Genomic DNA, 24,029 nt, shown 5'->3' with positions numbered 1-24,029 from the left:
TGGGTATGAGAGTCAAGGCCGAACGGGCAATGTCCGCGCGACTGTCAGGAGGTCCCTGTGCGTATCGGTGAGTTGTCCCGGCGGACCGATGTGGCCGTGTACTTGTTGCGCTACTACGAGGAGCAGGGTCTCCTCCATCCGCAGCGTCGTCCCAGCGGTTACCGGGAATACGTCGAGGAGGACGTCGCCGTGGTCCGCCGCATCCGCGGCCTGCTGGCCGCCGGCTTGGGCACCTCCACGATCACCGCGGTCCTGCCGTGCCTGCGGGATACCGGCGACCGTCTCGTCCCCACTTGCTCGGACCTGCTCGCCGACCTCCACCAGGAACGCGACCGCATCGCTCAGGCCATCAGCGACCTTCAGGCTTCCATGGACGCGCTCAACAACGTCATCGCTGCGGCCCCGGCCGACGTCACTCGCAGGGCACTTGCTTCACTCGACGTGTGAACGAATCGCCTCTCACCGCCGTACCCCGGCGTCGTTGAGGACCCCAAGGTGGCGCCCGGCCTGTCGAAAGGGTTACGGAGTTGGCCCGCACATGGCCCGGATCTTGGTGACGGACTCCCGCCAGATGCCGAGCAGTGCCCGCACCTTTACTTGTCCTCGCGGCACCCGGATTGCCACCGCGGTCCTGCCCGTGGAAGCGCACCGGCGGACAGGTGCGAGGCAGAAGCGGCCGTGCGGTATCGCGGTCACCGTCGAACAGCCGAGGCCGTGCGAATTGTCCAGGAGCCGCCGGGTCGTCGGGGTCCCTGCGGACGTCTGTCTCGGCTGCGGGCCCATGCTCCATGCCGGCCCAGCAACCCCATTCTGATTGCGGAGAACGCCGTCCGTCCGCGGGGGCCGGGGTGGTCGTATGGGCTGATATGCCATACCGCCCAGTAGGCGCAGACCAGCGCGTCGACTACGAAGGGGCTTTGTACCTGTGCAATGGCAGAGTCCTCGGCGCGAGTGTTGCCAACACATCTGCGAGAGTGGGCTTTGGTGAGTTGGGCGATGGCCGCACCAACCAGGCCCCCGCGGCGCCGCCGCACCGGCTAATCGTGGCATGCCATGATCCTGGCGGGCTGGTGCCACCGGCATCACGCCACACGCTGGGGATGCCGCGTCGGAACAACGCGTCCAGCCGAGGCCGAGGTGGTCGTGCTTGTGCTGCCGAAGCGAAGGTGTGGAAGCAGCGCGGCCAACCGCGGGCAGGCCCGATATTCTTGGTACCGGCCGTATCGGTTCGTAAACGGCGCTTTGCGCCTCAGCGGGTCCGCTCGATGACGCAGCGGCCTCGCCGGAGTTCGGGTCTCCCGGAGTGCCGTAGAAGTGAGCGTCCCAGGCGATCGGCTGTGGCTGAGCCTGGCGAACTCCGCGGCGAGCCTCGTGGATGTCAGCTAGTCGTTCCCAGTGGATGCGGAGTCGTTTGAAACCGTGGAGCCACGCGAAAGTTCGCTCGACGACCCAGCGGTAGGTGCCCAGTCCGGTGCCGTGCCGAGTGCCACGGCGACCGACAGCACGAGCGCCGCAGCGGTGAACGCACCGCCGCAGTGTCCTCGCAGGTAAGAACACCATCGTCAGCGCGGAGTGCCGTCCTGAAGCAGTACCGGGCTCGGTCGACACGGCTCAGGCACACCAACGATGACAGAGACGACAGCAGGATAAGACCGTGAGGATCGCGTGGACGCACGAAGCTTCCCGCAGCGCCGGAGCCCGGCGTGGCCTACAGTCCGGCGGCCGCCGACGACTACGAGACGCGTAATGAGGCCAAGGTCGGCGTCTCCGACGTTCGGCGCATCGTTCCGCTCGAACACCCACCGGGCTGGCTGCGCCAGGACCAGCTGTGCCGTCTCAGTAACCACCAGGTGCCTTCAACGGTGTAGGAGACGTGGCACAGCGGCCCGATCAGCGTCTTCACCCGCGTCGGCGTCCACGGCTGGTCCGCCCATCCGTGGACTAGCGGACCGCGCTGCAACTCTTGCTCCAGCCGGGCGATCTGCGCGTCACTGAGGCGAGGACGGCCGGGCGAACCCTTCAAGGCCACTCCAGCCTCGCGACACTCACCGGCGGTGTGGCCTGGTGGTGGTCAGACGGCGTCGATCACCCGCCGTACTGCGGATTCGATGGCGCGTTGTCCGGCGGGTAGGGGGTGGCCGCGGTTGTCGCCGCCGTTCCGGCCGACGTCGTAGACCCATGGTGAGGCGCTGCACAGTTCGTGACCGTCGAAGCTGTTCAGGACCGAGACGTAGGTAACGTGAGCGCGGGCGGCCGCGGCCCGGGTGGCGGCATCCATCTGCGCGGCCAGGTCGTTGAGATTGGAGCGCTCAGAAGGTGTGAGCCAGCCGCACCGCCTGGTGGCCGACTGCTGCGCGGGGAACAACCGCGGATAGCCGACCACGACTACCCGGGCATGCGGAGCTGTCGTTTTGACCAGCTGATAGGCGCTCAGCAGCTTCCCCGGGAGCGTCTGGCTGATGTAGCTCCTCGCGTGGGCGAGGGTGCGATCCAGGACGCAGTCGCTGAGGAAGCAGTGGGTCAGGATGCGGGAGAAGCCGACATCGTTTCCACCGATAGTGAGCGTGACCAGGTTCGGTGCGGGCCGAAGGGAACGCAGACGGGTCGTCACCTGTGCGGGTTCCCCCTTGAACGTCGAGCTGAGCGCCGAGATTTCCGCCCCTGAACACGCCAGGTGCGCTACGAGATGCACGGCCGCGTCGTCTACCGCCAGCAGCCGGGGCCACGCCTGCGGGCTACGATCGCAGGCGTGGGAAGCGGCATCGAACGGCGGATTGCCCTCGCCAGAGGAGTAGGAGTCGCCCAGCGCGACAGTCGAGACCGGCGCCGGAAGCGGCGCACTGGATTTCAGGAGCGTGGCGCGAGGTTCGTCCATCCCCAGCCCCGGGCGCGGCATGGACACCAGCACGGTCTGCCAAGTGCCACATAGCCCGTCCGGGGCGGTGCACTGGACTTGTTCGACGTAGAGACGGCCTTCGGCTAGGGCGTACTGGCTGCTGTTTCCGCCTGCGCCGGAGTCGAGCGCGGAGGTGTCGAAGGAGTCCACCGGCGCGCCGGTGGTGTGGCTGTAGGTGTCTACCTGAAAGCTGGTGGAGGTGTACGCGTTATAGGTGACATTGCGCAGCAGCACGATGTGGCCGCGGCTGTCGGCTTGGACGGCGACCGGTGCGTAGGCGCGGTCGCGGGCGTCGTCTCTTTCGGGGACGGTACGGGTGAACAGCAGATGGCCCCTGGGATCGACAGCGATCAGGCGGTCGGTGCTGCTTCCAGCCTGAGTGACAGTCAGCAGGACCGGCACCCCCCACGAGGCAGCGGTCCAAGCGTTGATGAGTGGGTCGGCGCAGTATGGCAGGGCGTAACGGCCGGTGCGGCCACTGATGTTGAACACATCGAGGCGGTTGACCGGGTCGTACCGCCAGCAGTCGGGTTTGGAGGTGGGGCCGCTGCGGTTGGTGAGGTACGCGAACACGTAGCCGTCGGGGTTCACAGCGAGCCGCTGCGGCATCTCGGCAGCGGCGGACACCACGCGAACGCGGCCGATGTCGTTACCGTGGTAGTCGATGTACCGCACGCCGTCTCCGGCGTAGTTCTCCACTACCAGGCCCCGCCGGTAGGCCCCGACGATGCCGGAAGCGTCCGCGGACCGGTTGGCGAACAGCAATGCCCCGGTCGTCGCGGATATGCCGAAGATCACGGCTTGCCAGCCGCAGTTGGTGTACGCGGTGCCGGCGCCGTAGATGTTGCCGTCCGCGCCCGGGACGAGCTGTCCGTATCCGATAGCGACAGGAGACTGGCCGCACGTCACGCTGATGGGGCGGGTCCACTTCAACGCCGCGCCCTGGTACGCCGCCACGACCGAAGGATCGGTGCCGTCGCCGTGCGGGCGTGGGCGGATGCCTACCGTCAGACCACTGGCACTCACCATGCTGACACAAGACGCCAGCGCTCCTGCGGGCGCGCCGGGAAGCGGAGACCCACCGGCAGTGAACCGCTGCACCATCGGCCCTGTGCTGTCGTTGCCCGTGCATCCCTGGACGCTGGAGTTCCCCTGCAAGTCCGTATGGAGCAGCCCTGAACTCTCAACGGGCTGCTGCCATGCCGCAGCCGACGGCTGCGGCATGTCCTGCGGGAGTTCGGCACGTGCCGCGGGTGCCATGAGCCCCGCCGCTAATAGCATTCCTGTCACCGCTGCGACCAGCGCACGTCGTGTCCCCGGCATGAGTCCCACCCCTCAGCTCACCTCCGCGGACCGCCGGGCGGATCACCCGGGCCAAGCGGAATCAGGCGATGTTAGCGGCCGATGTGTCCTTATGAGCCCTGTTCGCCGTTATTGCCTGTCAGACGCTCATTTGGCATCTCCTCCGATACGCACTGACAAGCACCTGCCTGTCAGCAGGCGCGTCCGCCCCACCGACTCTCCGGTGCCCTCTGCGCCGTCACAGGCCCCGGGCCCGGACGGGTCCCGCTTCGAAATTCCCCGGGCCCGCTGTCACCGTGGATGACCCGTCTAACCGAACTAAGTTGATCGCATGGAGTTGACCTGTGTGGACTTGATTGAGTGAGACGGCTGCGTGTTGCGATTCCGTGGACCAGTACAACACCTAACTGTTCGTTCCCCACCAGCACACGCCCCCCTCACCCCTCGCGCGGACTGAACACGCTATCCGCCGACTCCCCCCGGCCGCTGGCCAAGCGAAGGACCCACCTCGGCGCAGCAACCCCACTCTGAGAACGCGGCCTCATTCCGTCACCCCGCACACGCCATTTCGTCGGTGCTCCTTCGTGTTGGCAGGGACTGGAGCCGGATGACAGCGCCTCCCGGTCAGATACCGGCCGACGTCCCGGAAACCAGAACCGCCGCTCCCTCCTCGGCAGCAGCGGCTCGATCCGCTCCTACAGCTCATCCGACACAATCCACGGCGAGGCACTAACGACCAGCCCAACGCTCAACTCATAAGCCGGGCCCGGCCACCAAAACCGATTCACCTCATTGTGTTAGCCGTTGTATCAACTCGTCTACGTGTGACGCACCGACCGTGCAGCGGTGGCCGCACGAGTCTGCCCGCCGAGCGAGCAGAGCGCGACGACCAGCTGTGAAGCTGACGGCATACCGTCTCGCAGCCCCGGCCGTCCACGCCACCGGGTAACGCCCGGGTCTCGATTCCCTCCGATTCCAGTGTGGAATCCAGGTGGGCGCCTGGGTGCCGGCGCGCGGAGGGCATAGAGGCGGTCGGGGTCCCGGGGCGGGTTTCGCCGACTGCGGCGAGCAGTGAGATGAACTGGTCGGCGAAGTAGGGGCTGGGCACGGGCAGGCCGACGTCTTCGGCGAGCAGTTTGCCCGCCGTGCGGGATACCGCCCGCTCGATTCGGGGTGCCGGGCCGGGATGCGGCTTGTACTGGCCGAGCCATGACGCGGCTGTGGGTTCTCCGCGTGCCAGGTGACAGGTACAGGCAGTGGGAGGCTGCGCGGTCCTCACCGGCGGCGTACTGCCACCACCGGCGGGCGTCGTAGGTGGCGTCGGCGAGGTTGAGGATGCAGCCCAGGACGCGGGCCGCAGCGTTGTCGGCAGTTGCTCGGTGACCCATTCACTGAGGTTCACGGCGTCCTGGGCCATGACGGCCTCGCCCAGTTGCGTCAGCGGCGCGGCGGGGCTCTGTGGGCCTGTTTCGCTGCCGCGTGGTCCAGGCCCACCCGGTCCTCGCTGAAGCGGTCCGAGGCGACCGGGCGCAGCCCGAGCAGGGAGTCACCGAGTCGGCAGCTGACGCCGCCGTAGAGGAACGACAGTTCCTCGCGCGTCTTGTCGTCCGCGTCCGCGGGCAGCTCGAAGGCCACGGGCAGTCCGAAGAGGTCCTCGTAGAAGGCGCGGGAGCGGTCGACGCCGGTGACCGTGAGGCAGATATGGGCGAAGGCGCGCGGAGTGATCTGCATCCACCCATCATGTGGCCCAGGCTACGGAACGCCCGGTAATCGGGGAAGCGTGAGCGTTCCGGGTGTTGGTGGCGGCCCGAACGGTATGGGCTATTTTCGACGTCGGATGATGATGTAGTACCCGACGACGATTGCCAACGAGGCGAGGAACACTACGGCAACCGCCTGTCCGGCACCGGGCTCCGGCGTTGAAACGAGGCTGAGCTGACCGAATGCCTGTGTGGGATCAGGGATGCGATGACTCATTTATTGCCAGCGGCGGAGGCGCGGTGGCTGATCCACGCTATAGCCCCGATCATGCCTATACCGAAGAAGAGGGGGATGACGGCCAGCGCCCCGTTGCCTTTTATCGCCGCGCTGACACCCAGAACGATAAGAATGACCGCCGCGAAACCTGCGATCGTCAGAAGCGGTTTGACCATATGTATCTCCTCGCGAGGGTGGGTGCCGCGTGACACCCACCCTCGCCACGGTTTATTACTGAGCGGCTTCTGTGCCAGCGGTGGCCGCCGCAGCGAGGCCGGATGCCAGCACGGTGCAGCCCGTGATGCCTAGGCCGATACTTGCTCTCAGAGTAGGCGCGGCTCCTGCAGCGGCGGCTGCATCGCAAATCGCTTCTGTTCCGATTCCCACAAAAAATCCGACTTTAGCAGCGAACGCTCCGCTGTCGTCTTCGGTTATTAATTTCTTCGTCAAACTGACGAAATATCCGAACTTTGAGGCTTTGCCGAAGAATGATCTTCCATTGGGGTCGGTGTGGTTGATGGGGTCATCGGCGAGGGCGGTGTAGGGGTTGGTTTCCTGGCCGGAGGGGTCGGTTTGGGTGAAGTGGCCGGGGGTGGGGTCGTAGTAGCGCGCGCCCGTTTTGTACGGGCCGCTGGGCTGGAGGTAGGTGCTCTGGAGGCGGTAGGGCTGGGGCACCGCTTCGACGGGGGGCGAGGCGTCCTGGCCGTAGGGGTTGTGGTTGTGGGTGCGGGCGGCGTTGGCCAGGCCGTGGACGGAGGCGTCGATGTCGGTGAGGTAGTAGTACGAAGTGCCCCCGGTATTCATGGAGTTGAGTGTGCCCTGGGGATCGCGGGTGTATCCGGTGTCGGTTCCTGCGGTGGTGGAGGCGGCGAGTCCTTCGGGTCCGTTGTGGAAGGTGGTCGCGCCTAGGCGGGTGCGTTCGCCGTTGTCGGTGCCGGAGTATGCGGCGGTGAGGCGGGTGAGCTGGTTGAAGGCGCAGGTGGTCCTGGTGTCGGGGCACGTGAAGAGGGTGTCGACGCCGGTCGTGTTGCCCGCCGCGTCCAGGCAGTAGTGGATGGCGGTGGGGGTGTCCGCTTTGGTGAGCCGGTTGTCCGGACGGGGCTACCGGGCGCCGAGCCGTCGTTCATCGTCTCGCACGAGCTGCCCCTGTACGCCGACGCCTACCGGCACTTCGACGACCGCGACCGGGGATGGACGAAGGTCGTCCTGAAGCCGTGACCCGGCGCAGTGCCGCGGCCGGGCGCCGTCCAGACGGCGCCCGGCACCGGGACAGGCGCTCAGGACGAGCCCTCGGCCCGCGCTCCAGGTCAGTGGCAGGCCGGCAGGTGGGCGGCCTGGACGAAGCCCCAGCGGCCGGACGCGGGGGCGTAACCCAGGATCCAGGCACGGGTGTTGTGCTTACCGCAGTGCTCGGTGGTGAGGTAGAAGGCATCGCCCGCCCGGACGTTGCCGATGGCGAAGGACTTCCCGGCGTCGCGCAGGGTGCCGACCTGCCCGGTGCCCACGTGGACGAGCCCCCGCTTGGACTTGCCGGCGTGCGGGGCGCTCATCGCCACCGACTTGACCGCCCCGCTGCCGCCCACGGCACGACGGTCGGGGAGCTGGCGGTGGTGCGTGTCGTAGGCGTGCGGATCCGTCAGGCAGGATGTGGCGACGAAGCCCCAACTGGGCTCCCCGGCTGCTCCGTAGTCCTTCACCAGCGCGTAGCCGCGGTAGGTGTACCGGACTCCCACGTGGTAGGAGCCGCCCTTCGGTGAGCGCTGCGGCTTCGTCCATCCCCAGTCAGCGATGCCGGCCTTGGGGTAGTTGGCATGGATGAAGCAACTCGGCTGCGAAAGAGTGGTGGAGTGGGTGTACTTGTCGCCCTGCCCGTTGGCGGCGAAGGCGGGGGCCGCCAGGACGGAGGCGGACGCCGCTACTGTGGCGGCGGCGAGTGCGAAAGGCTTCCACAGACGCATGGGGGATCTCCTGATGTCGTGTCGTCGAGGTGTCGTCAGGTCGTCGCGCCGGTGCGAGCCTGGGCGTCCGGCCGGGGCGGCCGGGCGTCCGCCGGACGGCGGCGCCACTGACAGGTCTAGGTGTCCAGGGGGGTGTCCGCCCAGCTCTCCGTGTCCGCGGACGTCCGCGGACACCGGCGGACACCTGACGCGGGCAGAGCTTTCGAGGAGACGAGGAACGGGATGACACAGGCACCGGAGCCGGTCGCGGCATGGCACGACCTGATGGCGGCACTCGTGCGACGATCCGGGCTGAGCGTGCGCCAGCTCGCCGCCAGGGCGGGCTACAGCAGCACCTACTGCAACGAGGCGACCAACGGCACGCGCGTCCCGCCGTGGCCGGTGGCCGAGGCGATCATCACCGCCCTCGGGGACGGTGCCGAGGCCCGATTACCCGCCTGGCGTGCCGCTCGCCAGGCCCTGGGGATGTCCGCGGACACCGGCGAGAACGCCGACGCCGGCCCGCTCGTCCCCCCGGCCGCCACCCCGCCGGGAGTGCCGGGAGCAGCCGCGCCCCGCGGGCCGGCCGAAGTCCCGCCGACGCCCCCGGCCGAGGCTCCCCCGGGGGTGCCCGCCACCCCTGACCCGCGCCCGGCGTCCGCCAACGGGCCCGCGGCCCCTGCCGCCGGGCCGACCGCACAGCCGGCGCCGCCCGGAGCCACCCCTGCGCCGCCGTCACGGCAGCGGCGGGTCCTGCTCACCGCCTCAGTGACCGCGATCGTGCTCGCGGCGCTCGGCTACGCGGCCGTCGCGTTCCACCCCACCGGACACCGGAACGGCGCCGTCCCGTCCGGTCCCGGCCGCACGCCGGGGCGGTCCCAGCCGGACGACTTCCCCTGCCGCGCCACCCGCCAGTACGTCGTCACCAGCGACGGCGACGTCCTCGACGCCCACGGCGCCCCGGTGGGCGACGGCATCCACCGCGGCGACTACTTCGACCTGGCCCCGGAACAGCCGCACAGCCACTACGCCCACCGCTACTACGGCTCCGTCGTCGGACGCGAACTCTCGGGCTACGTCGACCAGGCCAGGATCCACCTGAGCGGCACGGTATGCCTCACCCCCCGCCGCTGAGACGCCGGCAGGCCAACGGATCGCGCCGTGGCCGACCGGCCCCGCGGACGCCCAAGTGCCCCCGCGCAGGCAGAGGTCGCTGGTCTGCGCCGGGGTGACGGGGTGACGGGGCAAGCGCGTACGGGCCTGCCCCCTGGTCTTGGACACACGAGACACGGGATCCTGAGGACCTGAGGACGGACATCTCGTGGTCATGAAGAGCTATCCGCCGCAGTTCAAGGCGGACGCGGTCACGCTGTACGAGTCGCGGCCCGAGGCAGCGATCAGGCAGCTTGCCGCTGATTTGGGGATCGACCCGGAGACGTTGCGGAACTGGGTCCGGGCGGCCGGAGTCGGCCGGCCACGGGGACGCCGGGCAGCGGCACCCGCGGAACCGCCGACGCCGTTGGAAACGGAGAACACCGCCCTGCGTAAGAAGGTCCGCGAACTGGAAGAGGAACGGGAGATCCTGCGGAAGGCGGCCAAGTATTTCGCCGGGGAGACGCGCTGGTGAGTCGCTTCCAGTTCGTCGCCGACCACCAGCGCCGCTACGGCGTCAAGCGGCTGTGCGCCATCCTCGGCATCGCCCGCTCCAGCTTCTACTCCTGGCACGCAACAGCCGGTGCACGGTCAGCCCGGCAAGCGGCAGACGCTCACCTCGCCGCCCGGATACGGGAAGTGCACCGCGAATCGGACGGCACCCACGGCGTCCCCAGGATCACCGCCGAGTTCCGGAAGGCGGACGAGTACGTCAACTACAAGCGCATTGCGCGCGTGATGCGGAAGATCCCTCGGTCAGGCTTTTCAGCAGGTATCGTGAACATCGCTCAATTCCTACTAGCGGCTACCAGGCCAGCAGTTACAGGTCCGATACTCTTCTTGATTTCTTCCATTGGAAGGCCTGATCCGGCAAGGATTTCGATTACTCGAATCTTCACTGCTTGACGAACCTCCGAACTGGGGGAAGTGACGAGCTCTTCAAGGAGGCGAGCACATCTCACCACCACGGGGTCACCTGGTAGCTGCCTCTCTAGCGCAGGGACGAGCACAGGCCAGACAAACGCCTCGGACAGCAGCGAATAAATCCCTATTTCCTGCGGAACTAGACCTAGGTCGCGCGCCGACTCGACCTCAGCGGCCTCCAGCTCCTCAACCAAGGGAAGGCACTCGGGCAGCCAGTGGAGCAGAGCTGCGCGCACGTACTCGCCATCAGAAGATATTTTTTTAGACACGGGCACAGTCACCTCGCTGCATCATCGATTTTTTGGGGCTACGCCACAGGGGAGGCCCGCAGTCCCCGCCAGAAATCTCACAATAGATCATCCCGCCCCTCAGGTACTGTACAACGACGTCGACTATGAGGAGGCTATCGGTAATGCCACCTAGCGTACTCAGCATGCCCGATGTTCTCAGGCTCGGGCCGCTGGTCCGGAGCACGGGCTTGTATGGCCTCTCCTGGAACTGCGAACCTGTGACCGATTCAAGCGCTGGCGAATTCGCAACTCGGTTAATTGCACCGCGAATAGCCCTAGCAGCCTCAGTGGGTTCCTTGAGGTACGTCGTAACCTCGCCAGCCTTGTCGACGGATTCGTCCGTTCGTGATGGCGTGAGCAAGAAGCCATGGATCGTGGATGACGGGTTGTGGGCTCGGATCGAGCCGCTGCTTCCGGCATGGCCGAACCTGTCGCCGGGCCCGCGGCCTGTGGATAATCGGCGCTGCCTGCAGGGCATCCTATTCGTGCTGTACACCGGCATCACCTGGCAGCAGTTGCCGCTGGAGCTCGGCTTCGGCTCCGGGCAGACCTCCTGGCGGCGCCTGGGTCGCTGGCAGGCGGCCGGAGTCTTCGAGGACCTGCACCGCACACTCCTGGCCGAGTTGAACACGGCCGGCCTGATCGACTGGACACGCTGCGTGGACGCCTCCCACGTACGCGCGAAAAAGGGGGCGAGGCGACAGGCCCCTCGCCGGTTGACCGCCGCACGACCGGCAGCAAACACCACCTGATCAGTGACGGCGGCGGCATTCCGTTCCACGTGATCACCACCGCCGCCAACGTCAACGACGTCACCCAGACCCTCGACCTGGTCGACGGGATCCCGCCCGTCGCCGGCCGAGTCGGGCACCCCCGCAAACGCCGCGACGCCCCTGCTCGGGGACATGGGCTACGACAGCAACCCCAACCGGCGACAACTGCGCCAGCGCCGGATTCTGCCGGTCATCTCCCGCAAGGGATCACGGGACATCGTCGGCCTCGGCAGGCTCCGCCACGTCGTCGAGCAGACCTTCGCCCAACTCCACGAGTTCAAGCGACTTGGCGTCCGCCGGGAACGACGCCTCGACCTCCACAACGCCTTCGTCTCACCCGCCTGCGCACTCATCTGCTGGCGACGCCTCAACAACGCATCCTCATGATCGTGTTACGAGTTCTCAGGTGTCAACGCCCGCTTCGGTCGCATGTCAACGCGGGCGAACCTGCCCGCACGTTGGCGCGCGTGGCCACTCACCGGTGACGCGCGTACGGTTGGCACGATGCCCCGGTCCCCGGCAGCGGGTTTTTGATCTGTCTGGAAGAGGCGCATCGGGTGCATGTATTTCACGCAAACCCAAGGGCGCGTGGGCGCGCAACAGCGGCGCCCGGGGGCATCGACGCCCGGACGCCGCACACGGTCACTGCGGCGGCCAGTCTTCCGGCCGACCGTGTCGTCGGCGAACTGGCCGCCAGCAGGGACGGTCTTCCCGTGAAGGCGGCGGCGGAGCGGCTGCTGCGATGGGGGCCTAACGCCGTGTCGTCACACCGTGCGCGGGCGCTTCCCGTGCTGTGGCGGCAACTGCGGTCTCCGCTGCTGGGACTGCTGCTGGCTGCCGCGGCCGTCTCCTACGGTGTCGGAGAGCGCAGCGCCGCCGTGATCATCGCGGTGATCGTCGCCCTCTCGGTGGGCCTCGGCTTCGTCAACGAGTTCCGGGCCGAGAAGGCCGCCGAGGCGCTGCACAGCCAGATCCGCCACCAGGCGATCGTCTTCCGCGACGGCAAAGCGGTGAGCGTTCCGGTGACCGACCTGGTACCGGGAGACGTGGTCAGCCTCCGGCTGGGTGACATCGTGCCCGCCGACGTGCGGCTGCTGGAGGCGACCGACCTGGAATGCGACGAGTCCGTCCTCACCGGTGAGTCGCTGCCGGTGTCCAAGGCGACGGACCCGGTTCCGGCCGGGACGGCGCTGGCAGACCTGACCTGCTGCGCCCTGATGGGCACGGTCGTCCACTCCGGCAGCGGCCGCGCTCTGGTGGTCTCCACCGGCGCCGATGCCGAGTTCGGGAAGATCGCGGTCGGGCTGAGCGGCCACCAACTGGAGACGGAGTTCCAGCGCGGGCTGCGCCGATTCTCCATGCTGCTCGTCTACGTCGCGGGCTCCCTCACCGCGTCGATCCTCGTGATCAACGTGGCGCTCCACAAGCCGCTCATCGACTCGCTGCTCTTCTCGCTCGCCATCGCGGTCGGCATCACCCCCCAACTGCTCCCGGCTGTCGTCTCCACCAGCCTGGCCGCCGGGTCGCGGCGCATGAGCCGCCGCAAGGTACTGGTCAAACGCCTGGTCTGCATCGAGGACCTCGGTGACGTCAACATGCTGTTCACCGACAAGACCGGCACCCTGACCCTGGGGCGCATCGACTTCATGCGCGCCGTGCCCGCAGGCGACGACTCTCCCGAACAGGTACTGCGCTGGGGCCTGTTGAGTACCGAGAGCAATGCCGCCGACGGCTCGGCGGTGGGCAGCAATCCACTGGACGCCGCCTTGTGGGGCTCACCCGCGGCGCAGACCCAGCACACGGCTCTCGCCGCCTGGACGCAGGTGGCGGTACTGCCGTTCGACCACCAGCGGCGGATGGTCTCCACCGTGGTCCGCGACGGCTCCGGCACGGCGATCCTGGTCACCAAGGGCGCCCCGGAGAGCGTGCTGGAGCGCTGCGTCGACGTACCGGACACCGCCAGGAAGGCGCTGGAGACCGAGTTCGCCGCGGGCAACCGCGTCGTGGCCGTCGCCACCCGGCCGGCTCCCGGCTTGCGGAAGCCCACCGCCCCGGACGAGAACACCCTGCACCTCAGCGGCCTGCTGGTATTCCTCGACCCGCCCAAGCCCGATGCGGCAGCGGCGCTGCTCCGGCTCGCCGGCCTGGGGATCGACGTCAAGATCGTCACCGGCGACAACCCCGCGGTGGCGGTCCGGGTCTGCCACGACCTGGGTCTGCCCGCTGCCACCGCCCTGACCGGGACAGACCTGAACACGCTCGACGACAACCAGCTCATCGAGGCGATCGAGCGCACCACGGTGTTCGCCCGCGTGAGCCCGGAGGACAAGGCACGCATCGTCCGTGTCCAGCGCACCACCGGAAACGACGTGGCGTTCCTCGGTGACGGCGTCAACGACGCCCTCGCCCTGCACGCCGCGGACGTCGGGATATCCGTCGACTCCGCCACGGACGTGGCCAAGGACGCCGCCGACGTGATCCTGCTGGAGAAGGACCTCGACGTCCTCGCCGACGGGGTCACGGAGGGACGCCGGATCTTCGCCAACACCATCAAGTACGTCCTCATGGGCACGTCCAGCAACTTCGGCAACATGTTCAGTGCGGCCGGTGCCTCGCTCTTCCTCAGCTTCCTCCCGATGCTGCCGTCGCAGATCCTGCTCAACAACCTGCTGTACGACTCCAGTCAGCTCGCCATCCCCACCGACAACGTCGATGAGGCGCAACTGCGCCGCCCCTCGCACTGGGACATCGGGTTCATCCGTCGCTTCATGATCTGCTTCGGGCCGATCAGTTCGGTCTTCGACTTCGCGACCTTCGGCGTCATGCTGTGGGTCTTCCACTCCGGTGCGACGCAGTTCAGGACCGGCTGGTTCGTCGAGTCACTCGCCACCCAGACGCTGGTGATCTTCGCCATCCGTACCCGCCGCATTCCGTTCTGGCGCAGCCACCCCAGCCTTCCCCTGGTGCTGGCGGCGTTCGGCGCGGCTGCGGTCGGCGCCGTACTACCGTCGACTCCGCTGGCCCACACCCTCGGATTCCAGCCTTTGCCGGCAGGGTTCTTCGCGGCGCTGGCGGCCCTGACCGTCTGCTATCTCGGACTGATCGAAGCGGGCAAGTGGCTCTTCTACCGCACCTTGCCGTCGCCGGACACTGTTCCCTTGCCACACGCGGGTCACCGGCGCCTGCTGCGACGGCGGGCCGCACGCTTCAGCTCGCTGAAGCGTCCAGCAGGCGGCACGGCCCGGGTGTAGGCGTGTACTGACCCTGAATCGATGACTACGGCGGCCCGGCCCTCTGGCCTGGTGTGTTCCGGCGGCGGAGCCACCGGAGCAGTTCGTCGGCTCCCCAGACGATGAAGGGGAACGGCGCGATCACGGCCAGCTGTGACGGGCCGAGCGACGCGGTGCCGAAGAGGTCCTGGAGCGGGGACGTATAGACGACGGCTGCCGTGAAGGCCAGTTCGAAGGCGATGCCCCACGGCAGGCGCGGGTTGGACCGCAGGCCGATGGTGAACAGCGAGGCGTCGTCGGTCCGGGCGGCGAACGCCGTGCTGATCTGGCAGGCGACGATGCCGGCGAAGGTGATGGTCGTGGCCTGCAGATAGGCGTGGTGAAGGGCCGTACCGCCGCCGGTGGGGTCGCCGGGGTGCCAGCCGGCCCGTCAGAGGGTGAAGAAGAAGCCGCCCATGACCAGGACTGCCGAGATGCTTCCCAGGAACGCCCAGGCGCGGATGAGCAGCGCCCGGTCGATGACTCCGGCGGTGCGGGGTCGCGGCGGCCGGTCCATCACTCCGGGTTCGGCGGGCTCGCGTCCCAACGCCGGCGCGGGCAGCGTTTCCGTTCCGAGGTCGATGGCGAGGATCTGCAGGACCGTCAGCGGCAGCGGCACCGCGCCACCGGACAGCGCGACCACTTCGCCGCGGGCCTGCACCGCCTGGGCGACATCTTCGCGGGGCGGGTCGGCCATCGCCACCAGACCGATCAGGGTCAGCCCGGCTTCGGCTTCCTGCCTGTTGTCCAGAGCCCCGGGTACGACGCGCCGGGCGACGGGTTTCGAGTGCGCCCTTGGTGTGCACCACGAGGTCGCCGGAGGTCTGGTCCACCGTCGACATGCGCTTGAGGTGGGCGTCGAAGTGGAAGACCGCCCGGCGTGCGGCCGTACGCTGCGATGAGGTCACTCCTACCCCGAGCTCCGATGCCAGCCGCCCGCCAGGGACATGGTGCACGACGGCCTCGACTTCGACGGTGTCTTCTGCGCGACCGGCACGGTGGCGATGGGCGTGCCGCGCGGCCTCGCCGACTCAGGGGTGCGGGTGCCCGGTGAGGTCAAGCTGATCGGCCTCGACAACGTCGAGACGAGCGCATACCGCGCCCCCTCGCTGTCCACGATCGACCCGGACGACGACGCGAGGGCACAGTCCGCGGTCGGCCTCCTGGCCCGGCGGTCGCGTCGTCGGTCAAGGACCAGGAAGGGATCGTCAGCCGCGTCACTCCGGTGGCCAGGGAATCGAGCTGCCGATGAGGCCAGATGGACCGCGGCAGAGTGAGCCGACCCGAAAGTGCGTCCCGCGCAGGGGATGACGGGCCCTCGTCGTACTCGCTAGGCTCAATCCAGCAGTGGGAGCGCTCCCACGTACCCCGTCGCATCTGGCCCTCGCTCCCTGAGGGCCCTCTCCCCCCACGAGAGCACGGAGGAAAACTGTGACACCCCCCATCGGTACCCCACGCCCGGCCGAGGCGGTCAAGGCTCCCGCGCGCGGGTCGCGGCTGCGCAAGGCCATGGCGCTCGGCGTAGCCGCAGGTCTGGCCGCCACCGGCATCGTCCTGAGCACTGAGATCACCGCAGGCGCCGCGGCGCAGGGCAGCCTCCCGACCGGGACCCAGCTCTACGCGGACCCCAACTCCCAGGTCGTCCGCTGGGTTGCCGCCAATCCCGGTGACTCCCGCCAGCCGGTCATCGCCCGGCGGATCGCAAGCCAGCCGCAGGCGATCTGGTTCTCCAACTACCGCCCCTCCACCGTCACCGGTGACGTCCGGGTGGTCACCACGGCCGCGGCCACCGCCGGACAGGTGCCGGTGCTGGCCGTGTACGAGATCCCCAACCGTGACTGCGGCGGCGCGTCCGCAGGCGGCGCACCGGACCTGGCCTCGTACGACGCCTGGGTGCGCAACTTCGCCGCCGGGCTGGGCAGTGGCCGGTCGATCATCATCCTGGAGCCCGACTCCATCGCCCTGACCACCTGTCTGACCGCACAGCAGCAGGCCGACCGGTTCGCCTCGCTCTCCCGGGCGGGAGCCGCCATCCACGCCGCCGCACCCAACGCAAAGGTCTACCTGGACGGCGGCCACTCGGCCTGGAACAGTGCCTCGGAGCAGGCCAATCGGCTGCGCAGCGCCGGCATCCTGACGAATGCCGACGGCCTCTTCACCAACGTCTCCAACTTCAATACCACGGCCAATGAGGTCAACTTCGCCAAGAACGTGCTGGCCGCGCTCGGCAACCCGGCCAATCTGCACGCCGTGGTGGACACCAGCCGCAACGGCAACGGTCCAGCGGGCGGCGGGGCATGGTGCGACCCGTCTGGCCGGGCGATCGGCGCCTATCCCACGACCAACACCGGCGACCCGGCGATCGACGCGTTCCTCTGGGTGAAGCCGCCAGGGGAGGCGGATGGCTGCGCCGGCGCCGCAGGTACCTTCCTGCCGGACGTGGCATACGCGCTGGCATCCGCCGGAACCTCGGACCCCGTTCCGCCGACGACCCCGCCGACTACCGCCCCGCCGACCACCGTTCCGCCGACTACCGCCCCGCCGACGACCCCGCCGACCACGGCCCCGCCCACGACTCCGCCGCCGACAGGTGCGGCCTGCTCCGTCAGCTACAAGATCGTCAGCGCCTGGACGGGTGGCTTCACCACGGACGTGACCCTGCGCAACGCCGGCGGCAGCGCAGTCAACGGCTGGTCGCTCAAGTGGACTTTCCCTGCCGACCAGAAGATCACCAGCGCATGGAACGCCACGACCACCCAGTCCGGCGCCACCGTGACCGCCACCGACCTGGGCTACAACGGCGCCGTCCCCGCGGGCGGCTCCACCAGCTTTGGTTTCCAGGGAACAGGCTCCGGCACCGCCTCGCCCACCGCGTTTACGCTCAACGGCGCTGCCTGCACCGTCTCCTGACGCACCATCCGCTCTACGGCGGTGGCCGGCCCGGAATCTTCCCGGGCCGGCCGCCGCAGTACGCCCGGCATGGGCGATCGATTGGACGAGCCCCCGTGCGGGGGAAAGCGGTAATGATCGCGTCTTTGAGTCTGACTGGGGCCGGCCCTGCCGACACCGGCTGACAAGGTCAGGCGGCCGCGCACACCGTTCCGTTGACAGGGAAGCTGTGCGGCACGACGTTGCTTGTGCGGTAGGCGGCGGTGAATCCGATGTCAACGGTGCCGCCGGATGCCAGGGGGGCGATGTATCCGCGTCCCGTGCCGGGACGGTCTGGCCACTTCGGGGCAGTACGCCGTTCCACGCTTTGCCGATCCGCTGGTCACCGCCGAAGACCCAGGTCGCGCCCCAGTCACTGGTGACGGTGTAGGCGGCGGATCAAGGTCGGGGCCCGGTATGCGGGATGAATCCCAGAAGGTGTCTGGGGTTGGTCCACCCACGACCCAACCCTGTCAGTCCGTCACGAACATACCTTCGGGGAAGAACGTGCCCCCGACGGGAACGTCGACCTCGAAGAGCTCGTTCGTGGACAGGACGAATCGCAGACGTTCGTTGTCGCCGCAGTGTCGGGATGAGTGGCCCAGCAGCAGGAAGTGCTCGTGGGGCCTGAACTCGAACTCGCCCTTGGCCGGGATGACGACCTTGTCCAGGATGACCTGCTACAAGCCCGGTGAGCAGTCCAGGCTGATCTACGCGATCCGCGAGTACCGGGGCCGCAAGGACGAACCGAAGGGCTTCGGCTGGAAGGACTACCGCGACCTGGTCATCCGCGCCCACACCCAGCTCGGCGGCCCGATCGTCCTGGTCTGGGACAACTTGCGCATGCACCTGGTCGCACCCCTGCGGGCGTTCTTCGAAGCCGACACCGCCTGGCTCTCCGTGTTCCAGCTACCGACATACGCTTCCGGACCTCAACCCGCAGGAGGGCGTCTGGTCACTGGTCACACGCGACATCGGCAACCTCGACGCCGCCGACCTCAGCCAGATTATCCGCGCGGTGAAACGCAAGCTCAAGATGCTGCAGTACCGACCGGAGGTCATCGATGGCTGCCTGACGGGCACCGGCCTGAACTTGTCGGGGTAATCGTCAGAAGTAGCCGAAGAAGCGATTCCACCAGGTGGGCCGCTGGATGTGCGGGTGCAGTCGGCTCGGCCCGTCGTAGTCGCTCTCCAGCAGTTCCTCGGGAACCACGACGTAGTCGAGCTCTTCCAGCGCCCGGTTGACCCTGGCGAGGTCAGCACCGTCCAGCTCACCCTCAGCCTGCGCGTCGTCCGTCCCGAGGAAGGCACCAGGATTGTCCGCGCACACCAGCGCCAGTGAGCCGAACTGGCTCACACAGACGACGATCCGGGTCCCGCACACAGTCGCGTCCCCGGGCACGTAAATACGTCCGTACTCGCTGGAGTCCTGATTCTCCTGCCCGGCCACGGTCGTGCAGGGAGCTGCGAAGCCACCTTCGAGTCGGTCTACCAGCTGACCGAAGCGCACGGCGATCTCGCGACGGTCGAAGTCCCGCGGCCACTCCAGCCACTCAGGATCATCCAGCTCACGTAGCAACACCAGCAGATCCGCGTTGTTCTCGGTCATGCACTCATCCTGCCGCGACGCCTCCCCGGGAGCCAGCGTGGGCAACGCGATGCACACCGCTCCCCGACAACACCCGTTCAGGTTCAATAGCCCAGGGACCGAATCGCGGTCGCGCATAATCCCGTTTCTTCGCCGGTCTCGCGGACCGCCGCATGCTGCGGGTTTTCGCCGGGCTCGATGCGTCCGGCGGGGAACTGCCACAGCAACGTGCCCTCCGGAACCGTGCGGCGCACCAGGAGCACGCACCCGTCATGAAGGATCACGGCGGGGGCGACCGATGGCTCGTGCCCAGGGCGCAGACCCGCAGCGGTGGTGTGTGTCCCGGTCATGGTGAACCGGCGGCAGTGGTGAGGAGACGGCTGGTGGCGCCGTGGCAGCGTGCAGGCATCGAGGCGATCCTCCCGTAGTCGTTTGGGTGGGGATGGCCGCGCCGCGTGGGCGGCGCGGCCATCGGTTACCGGCCGACGTGACGCCGCCGGCTAGTGGGGGTGGCTATCCCTGGACCGGTTTGACGCTGCCGGTAGTTGGGGGGCCAATGTCGGAGCGTGCTCCGGGCGGTAACCCGATACGGAACAGACGCAACTGCACGACGTGGGGGTCTGCCGCACGATTGGGTGACATCTTGACCTGACCTGTCAGCCAAACGTGCAGCAGACTCCGAAGGCCACCTCACGGTCGTCCGTGGCGACTGACAGCTGACCCTTGCGCGCCGCCCACCGGCCGATTCCCGGCCACCTGATGGGCTATTGCGGCAAGGCGCTTGCTGCGCGCCCCTCATCGGCTTCCCGCATGTGCGCCAACTGCCTTCGCTTGGTCGAGTCCCTCGACCGCTTCCGGCAGCGGGTACCTGAGCTGGACCTGCCCGAATCGGAACCCTGCCACGGCGACACCCACCTGTGGACCGTCAAAGGCCAGACGAACCCGGTCACAGGACACCTTCGCACCGGTCTCGTCGGGACCTCCTGGCCCCAGCGCCGCCAGCTCGACGTCTTCGGCGGGCCCGCCTGCGCCCTGCGCGCGGGCGACGCCTACCGCCTGTCGGGCTGCGCGCACACGCACGCACTACGTCGAGGCTGCAACCGATCGCAATTTCTATTGTTGCGAATGGTATTCCCACCTCGTTTGGTGAACTCCGATGGTGGGGCGGGTGCAGTCTCTTCTGTGTCCGCCCCGCAAGTGCCGCTACTTGCAGTTGCTCAGAATTGAATCGACATCCGGGATGCTGACCCCGAATGTGATTCCGATTTTAGCGATCGAACGCTTGTTGCTCCGACGATGAGGCGAGCGGCATTTTCTACACCCTCCAGTTCCCGAATCGCGCGCTTGATTTTCAGGATCTTGGCGGCGGGCAGCTACAGTGATGCTACGACAAGGCCATGGCGCTGGCGAACTTGAGGATTCTCCAAGCTTTGCGTGATCGGCAGGATATCCGTAGCGATTCGGCGAGACGTCGGCGACCGGATCATTTTGCAGGAATCGTCCAGATGCCGGATCGTAGAGGCGTACCCGGAAGAACCGTGATGACGTCCAGATCGCCGTCAATGCCGTGGATGGAAACTCGCAATATACCCCTGCCGCCGTTCGCTATGGCTGGCTCGGGGGCGAATAACGTAGGTCTTGATACTCGGGAAGCGGCCGTATGACCTTCGGCACGCGGGCGTCTCTTTCTGGCTGGTTTCCGGCGTTGAACCTGCGAGTGCGCCCGAAGGGCCGGGCGTCCAGGTGATGTTCAGCTACTGCGCCACGTTCCTTGCTGGAGCGCAGGACTACGCCGACGGTCGCATCGAGGAATCCATGCGCCGATGGGCGACGGCCACAGACGCCGCCGATGACCAGTCTCAGAGCATTTGGCCCGGAAATGCCCCGGGACAGCTGGTCAGAGGGGGGGAAACCAGGGGGAGATGTCGGGAGAACACCGGGCGCCGTACACCGACGGCGCTGAGGACACCAAGGCGGCGCCCGACCTGGCGAAAGGCCAGGTCAGGCGACATATTTGAGGAGTCTAGAAGAAGCCGAGTTTCTTCGGGGAGTACGAGACCAAGAGGTTCTTGGTCTGCTGGTAGTGCTCGAGCATCATCTTGTGGTTCTCGCGGCCGATGCCGGAATTCTTGTAGCCGCCGAAGGCCGCGTGGGCCGGGTAGGCGTGGTAGCAGTTGGTCCAGACGCGGCCCGCCTTGATCTCGCGGCCGAGCCGGTAGGCGGTGTTGCCGTCGCGGGTCCAGACGCCCGCGCCGAGGCCGTACAGGGTGTCGTTGGCGAGCTTGAGGGCCTCGTCGGTGGAGTCGAAGGTGGTGACCGAGACGACCGGGCCGAAGATCTCCTCCTGGAAGATCCGCATGTTGTTGGTGCCGCGGAAGATCGTCGGTTCGATGTAGAAGCCGCCCTCCAGGCCGGGGACGGTACGGCTGGTGCCGCCGGTCAGGACCTCGGCGCCCTCCTGCTTGCCGATGTCGAAGTACGACAGGATCTTCTCGTACTGGTCGTTGCTGGCCTGGGCACCGAGCATGGTCGCCGGGTCCAGCGGGTCGCCGCCGACGATGGCGCGGGTCCGCTCCAGACAGCGGGCCATGAACTCGTCGTAGATCGAGGAGTGGATCAGCGCGCGGGACGGACAGGTGCAGACCTCGCCCTGGTTGAGGGCGAACATCACGAAGCCCTCGATCGCCTTGTCGAGGTAGTCGTCGTCCGCGGCCATCACGTCCGGCAGGAAGATGTTCGGGCTCTTGCCGCCCAGCTCCAGCGTCACCGGGATGATGTTCTCGCTGGCGTACTGCATGATCAGCCGCCCGGTGGTGGTCTCACCGGTGAAGGCCACCTTCGCCACCCGCGGGCTCGACGCGAGCGGCTTGCCCGCCTCCACGCCGAATCCGTTGACGACGTTGAGCACACCGGCGGGCAGCAGGTCGGCGATCAGCTCGATGACGACCAGCAGGCTGACCGGAGTCTGCTCGGCGGGCTTGATGACCACGCAGTTGCCCGCGGCCAGCGCCGGCGCGAGCTTCCATGTGGCCATCAGGATCGGGAAGTTCCACGGGATGATCTGGCCGACCACGCCCAACGGCTCGTGGTAGTGGTACGCGACGGTGTCGGCGTCGATCTCCGAGATGCTGCCCTCCTGGGCGCGCAGCGCGCCCGCGAAGTAGCGGAAGTGGTCCACCGCCAGCGGCAGGTCGGCGGCCAGCGTCTCGCGGACCGGCTTGCCGTTCTCCCACGTCTCGGCCACCGCCAGCCGTTCGAGGTTCTCCTCGATCCGGTCGGCGATCTTGTTGAGGATGTTCGCCCGCTCCGTGGCCGAGGTGCGGCCCCACGGACCGGCGGCCGCGTGCGCGGCGTCCAGGGCCAGCTCGATGTCCGGCGCGGTGGACCGCGCGACCTGGCAGAAGGTCTCACCGGTCACCGGGGACGGGTTGTCGAAATACTGTCCCTCGGCCGGTGCGACCCAGTCGCCCCCGATGAAGTTGTCGTACCGCTGGGCGAAGCTGACGATGCTGCCCTCGGTGCCTGGCTGCGCGTAGACCATGGCGGCGCTCCTCGGTGTACCGGTGTGCGGGTTACGGTGTCAGCACTCACTGTGGTGGCCCGAGGTTGGCAAAAGGTTGGCGCCGCGGGGCCTGTGCGGACACCGGGGCACGCAAGGTTGGCGGCGCGGGGCCTGTGCGGACACCGGGGCGCGCGGGCGCCGCTTCCCGCACGGCCGGAGACCGTCGCGTCAGCTCCGCAGCGCCGCGTTCAGCCGGCTCGCCGCGATCCCGCGCCGCGCGTCGCCGGGACCGAGCAGCCGCAGCGCGTGCTCGTGCACGGCGGCGTCGTACGGCGCCCGCTCCCCGTACCGCAGCGCGTGCTCGGGGCGGGTGTCGGCGAGCACCGCCTCGCGGACCACCACTTCCAGATGCTCGCGCCAGGCCACGATGCCCGGCGCCTCCGACATCGGCAGCAGCGGCCCGCGGTAGTGGCCGACGGCCGCCGCGATGTCACCGCACTCCAGCGCCCGCAGCACCTCGGCCGCGTCGCAGCTCACCGGCACCGTCAGCGCGTACCGCCTGGTCGCCACCCCTCCGTTCAGCGCGCGCCGCAGATGCGACAGCTCGGCCTTGAACGTGGACGCGGTCACGCAGCGGTCGCCGTACAGCGACGCGCGCAGCCGGTCGGGCGCGAAGCCCTCGGGCTCCAGGGCGAGCAGCGTCAGGATCTCCAGTTGGCGCGGCGGCAGATGCAGCGGCTCACCGTCGCTGCTGGCCTGCGCCGTACCGAGGCAGCGCAGTTCGAGACCGGCGGGGCGCTGCGGCTCCGGAGCGCCGTCCAGCAGCCGGGCCTCGATGGCGGAGGCCAGGGTGCGTACGGTCGGCAGGGCCAGCGGGTGCGAGCGGTCCCAGGTGGTGGAGAGGTCGAGGACGCCCAGCACCCGGCCGTCGGGGGCGTGGATGGGCGCGCAGTAACAGACCCAGCCGTGCAGGGCCGCGACCAGGTGCTCGGCGGAAAAGACCGTGCTCGGGCGGCCGGTGCGCAGCGCCAGGGACAGCGCGTTGGTGCCCATCGCGCGCTCGTCCCACCGCCCGCCCGGCGCGAAATTGACCCGCTCCGCCCTGCGCCGCATCAGCCTGCCGCCGCACGTCCACAGGATCGTGCCGGACTCGTCGGTCACCGCCGCGACGAAACCCGCGTCCTCGGCGATGCTGTGCAGTTCCCCCGACAGGTCGGCGACCGGCGCGCGCAGCGGCGAACCCTTCCACCGCGGATGGACCGCGCCGTCCTCGGAGACCGGCGCGCTGTCCCGCGCGGGATCCACCGTGCCGACGCTGCGCACCCAGGAGTCGGTGACCTCACGGCGCAGCGGAGCCGGGCCCGCCGGATAGCCCCCCGCCGACCTCAACTGCGGTACGCGGCGGGCCCATTCGTTTTCCAGTACGGTCCTGCGGTGCTGGAGCGCACCCTGCTCTGCCATGGCCTTCCCGACTTCTGTGTCGTCTTCGTC

General features: G+C 68.2%; 17 protein-coding genes and 5 pseudogenes. 10 read left to right on the top strand and 12 right to left on the bottom strand.

The genetic code is table 11. The features are described from left to right. Positions 1-57: 57 nt before the first annotated feature. Positions 58-447 (top strand): MerR family transcriptional regulator, encoded by a 390-nt coding sequence (locus ACIP4Z_RS14010; protein ID WP_401307596.1) that lies wholly within the window; start codon positions 58-60, stop codon positions 445-447. Between the two features lie 918 nt (positions 448-1,365). Here ACIP4Z_RS14010 and ACIP4Z_RS14005 read toward each other — a convergent pair. Next, positions 1,366-1,491: pseudogene (locus ACIP4Z_RS14005) on the bottom strand (transposase); the annotation flags it as partial. Between the two features lie 212 nt (positions 1,492-1,703). Here ACIP4Z_RS14005 and ACIP4Z_RS14000 point away from each other — a divergent pair. Then, positions 1,704-1,868 carry a hypothetical protein gene (locus ACIP4Z_RS14000; protein ID WP_401307592.1) on the top strand — a complete coding sequence of 55 codons (165 nt, stop codon included), beginning with the start codon at positions 1,704-1,706 and terminating at the stop codon, positions 1,866-1,868. Between the two features lie 203 nt (positions 1,869-2,071). On the opposite strand, the gene ACIP4Z_RS13995 is transcribed toward ACIP4Z_RS14000, so the two are convergent. From ACIP4Z_RS13995 to ACIP4Z_RS13980, 4 genes are all read right to left on the bottom strand, one after another. After that, entirely contained in the window at positions 2,072-3,925 is a 1,854-nt protein-coding gene (locus tag ACIP4Z_RS13995; protein ID WP_401307589.1) for an SGNH/GDSL hydrolase family protein, read from the bottom strand. 1,710 nt (positions 3,926-5,635) lie between these two features. Beyond that, positions 5,636-5,929 (bottom strand): VOC family protein, encoded by a 294-nt coding sequence (locus ACIP4Z_RS13990; RefSeq protein ID WP_401307586.1) that lies wholly within the window; start codon positions 5,927-5,929, stop codon positions 5,636-5,638. Between the two features lie 242 nt (positions 5,930-6,171). Further along, positions 6,172-6,351 carry a hypothetical protein gene (locus ACIP4Z_RS13985; RefSeq protein WP_401307583.1) on the bottom strand — a complete coding sequence of 60 codons (180 nt, stop codon included), beginning with the start codon at positions 6,349-6,351 and terminating at the stop codon, positions 6,172-6,174. A gap of 55 nt (positions 6,352-6,406) precedes the next feature. After that, entirely contained in the window at positions 6,407-6,979 is a 573-nt protein-coding gene (locus tag ACIP4Z_RS13980; protein ID WP_401307581.1) for an RHS repeat-associated core domain-containing protein, read from the bottom strand. A 306-nt stretch (positions 6,980-7,285) separates the two neighbouring features. Here ACIP4Z_RS13980 and ACIP4Z_RS13975 point away from each other — a divergent pair. After that, a pseudogene (locus tag ACIP4Z_RS13975) lies at positions 7,286-7,393 on the top strand (aldehyde dehydrogenase); the annotation flags it as partial. Positions 7,394-7,482: 89 nt separating this feature from the next. Here the strand turns inward: ACIP4Z_RS13975 and ACIP4Z_RS13970 are convergent. Beyond that, positions 7,483-8,133 (bottom strand): hypothetical protein, encoded by a 651-nt coding sequence (locus ACIP4Z_RS13970; RefSeq protein WP_401307578.1) that lies wholly within the window; start codon positions 8,131-8,133, stop codon positions 7,483-7,485. A gap of 222 nt (positions 8,134-8,355) precedes the next feature. Here ACIP4Z_RS13970 and ACIP4Z_RS13965 point away from each other — a divergent pair, with 222 nt between their 5' ends. From ACIP4Z_RS13965 to mgtA, 5 genes and pseudogenes are all read left to right on the top strand, one after another. Continuing rightward, the gene (locus tag ACIP4Z_RS13965) at positions 8,356-9,246 is read left to right on the top strand and encodes a helix-turn-helix domain-containing protein (protein ID WP_401307575.1); all 891 of its coding nucleotides are present in this window, start codon (positions 8,356-8,358) and stop codon (positions 9,244-9,246) included. 193 nt (positions 9,247-9,439) lie between these two features. Beyond that, positions 9,440-9,739, top strand: coding sequence for a transposase (locus ACIP4Z_RS13960; RefSeq protein ID WP_401307572.1), 300 nt, complete (start codon positions 9,440-9,442; stop codon positions 9,737-9,739). Next, entirely contained in the window at positions 9,736-10,170 is a 435-nt protein-coding gene (locus tag ACIP4Z_RS13955) for an IS3 family transposase (RefSeq protein ID WP_401307569.1), read from the top strand. Before ACIP4Z_RS13960 ends, ACIP4Z_RS13955 begins: the two co-directional genes overlap by 4 nt. 679 nt (positions 10,171-10,849) lie before the next feature. After that, positions 10,850-11,638, top strand: a pseudogene (locus ACIP4Z_RS13950) (IS5 family transposase). A gap of 170 nt (positions 11,639-11,808) precedes the next feature. Next, positions 11,809-14,502, top strand: coding sequence for a magnesium-translocating P-type ATPase (gene mgtA / locus ACIP4Z_RS13945; RefSeq protein WP_401307566.1), 2,694 nt, complete (start codon positions 11,809-11,811; stop codon positions 14,500-14,502). 25 nt (positions 14,503-14,527) lie between these two features. On the opposite strand, the pseudogene ACIP4Z_RS13940 reads toward mgtA, so the two are convergent. Beyond that, positions 14,528-15,217: pseudogene (locus ACIP4Z_RS13940) on the bottom strand (cation transporting ATPase C-terminal domain-containing protein). A 97-nt stretch (positions 15,218-15,314) separates the two neighbouring features. Then, positions 15,315-15,476: pseudogene (locus ACIP4Z_RS13935) on the bottom strand (hypothetical protein); the annotation flags it as partial. Here ACIP4Z_RS13935 and ACIP4Z_RS13930 point away from each other — a divergent pair. Together ACIP4Z_RS13930 and ACIP4Z_RS13925 are read left to right on the top strand one after the other, a co-directional pair. Next, entirely contained in the window at positions 15,468-15,797 is a 330-nt protein-coding gene (locus ACIP4Z_RS13930; protein ID WP_401307563.1) for a substrate-binding domain-containing protein, read from the top strand. The pseudogene ACIP4Z_RS13935 and the gene ACIP4Z_RS13930 overlap by 9 nt on opposite strands. A gap of 154 nt (positions 15,798-15,951) precedes the next feature. Next, positions 15,952-17,430 (top strand): glycoside hydrolase family 6 protein, encoded by a 1,479-nt coding sequence (locus ACIP4Z_RS13925; protein WP_401307560.1) that lies wholly within the window; start codon positions 15,952-15,954, stop codon positions 17,428-17,430. Positions 17,431-18,556: 1,126 nt separating this feature from the next. Here ACIP4Z_RS13925 and ACIP4Z_RS13920 read toward each other — a convergent pair. The 4 genes from ACIP4Z_RS13920 to ACIP4Z_RS13905 form a co-directional block, all read right to left on the bottom strand. Next, positions 18,557-19,057, bottom strand: a complete 501-nt coding sequence (locus tag ACIP4Z_RS13920) for a hypothetical protein (protein WP_401307557.1) — start codon at positions 19,055-19,057, stop codon at positions 18,557-18,559. 83 nt (positions 19,058-19,140) lie between these two features. Beyond that, a complete protein-coding gene (locus ACIP4Z_RS13915) occupies positions 19,141-19,386 on the bottom strand; it encodes an NUDIX hydrolase (protein WP_401307554.1) in 246 nt (81 codons plus the stop codon). Between the two features lie 1,673 nt (positions 19,387-21,059). Next, positions 21,060-22,577 carry an aldehyde dehydrogenase gene (gene adh, locus ACIP4Z_RS13910; protein ID WP_188283206.1) on the bottom strand — a complete coding sequence of 506 codons (1,518 nt, stop codon included), beginning with the start codon at positions 22,575-22,577 and terminating at the stop codon, positions 21,060-21,062. A 189-nt stretch (positions 22,578-22,766) separates the two neighbouring features. Further along, positions 22,767-23,999, bottom strand: a complete 1,233-nt coding sequence (locus ACIP4Z_RS13905) for a GAF domain-containing protein (RefSeq protein WP_355335078.1) — start codon at positions 23,997-23,999, stop codon at positions 22,767-22,769. Positions 24,000-24,029 lie beyond the last annotated feature (30 nt).

Source organism: Streptomyces sp. NPDC088910, assembly GCF_044749865.1.
Lineage (GTDB): Bacteria > Actinomycetota > Actinomycetes > Streptomycetales > Streptomycetaceae > Actinacidiphila.
This window is presented reverse-complemented; position numbering and strand designations above follow the sequence as displayed.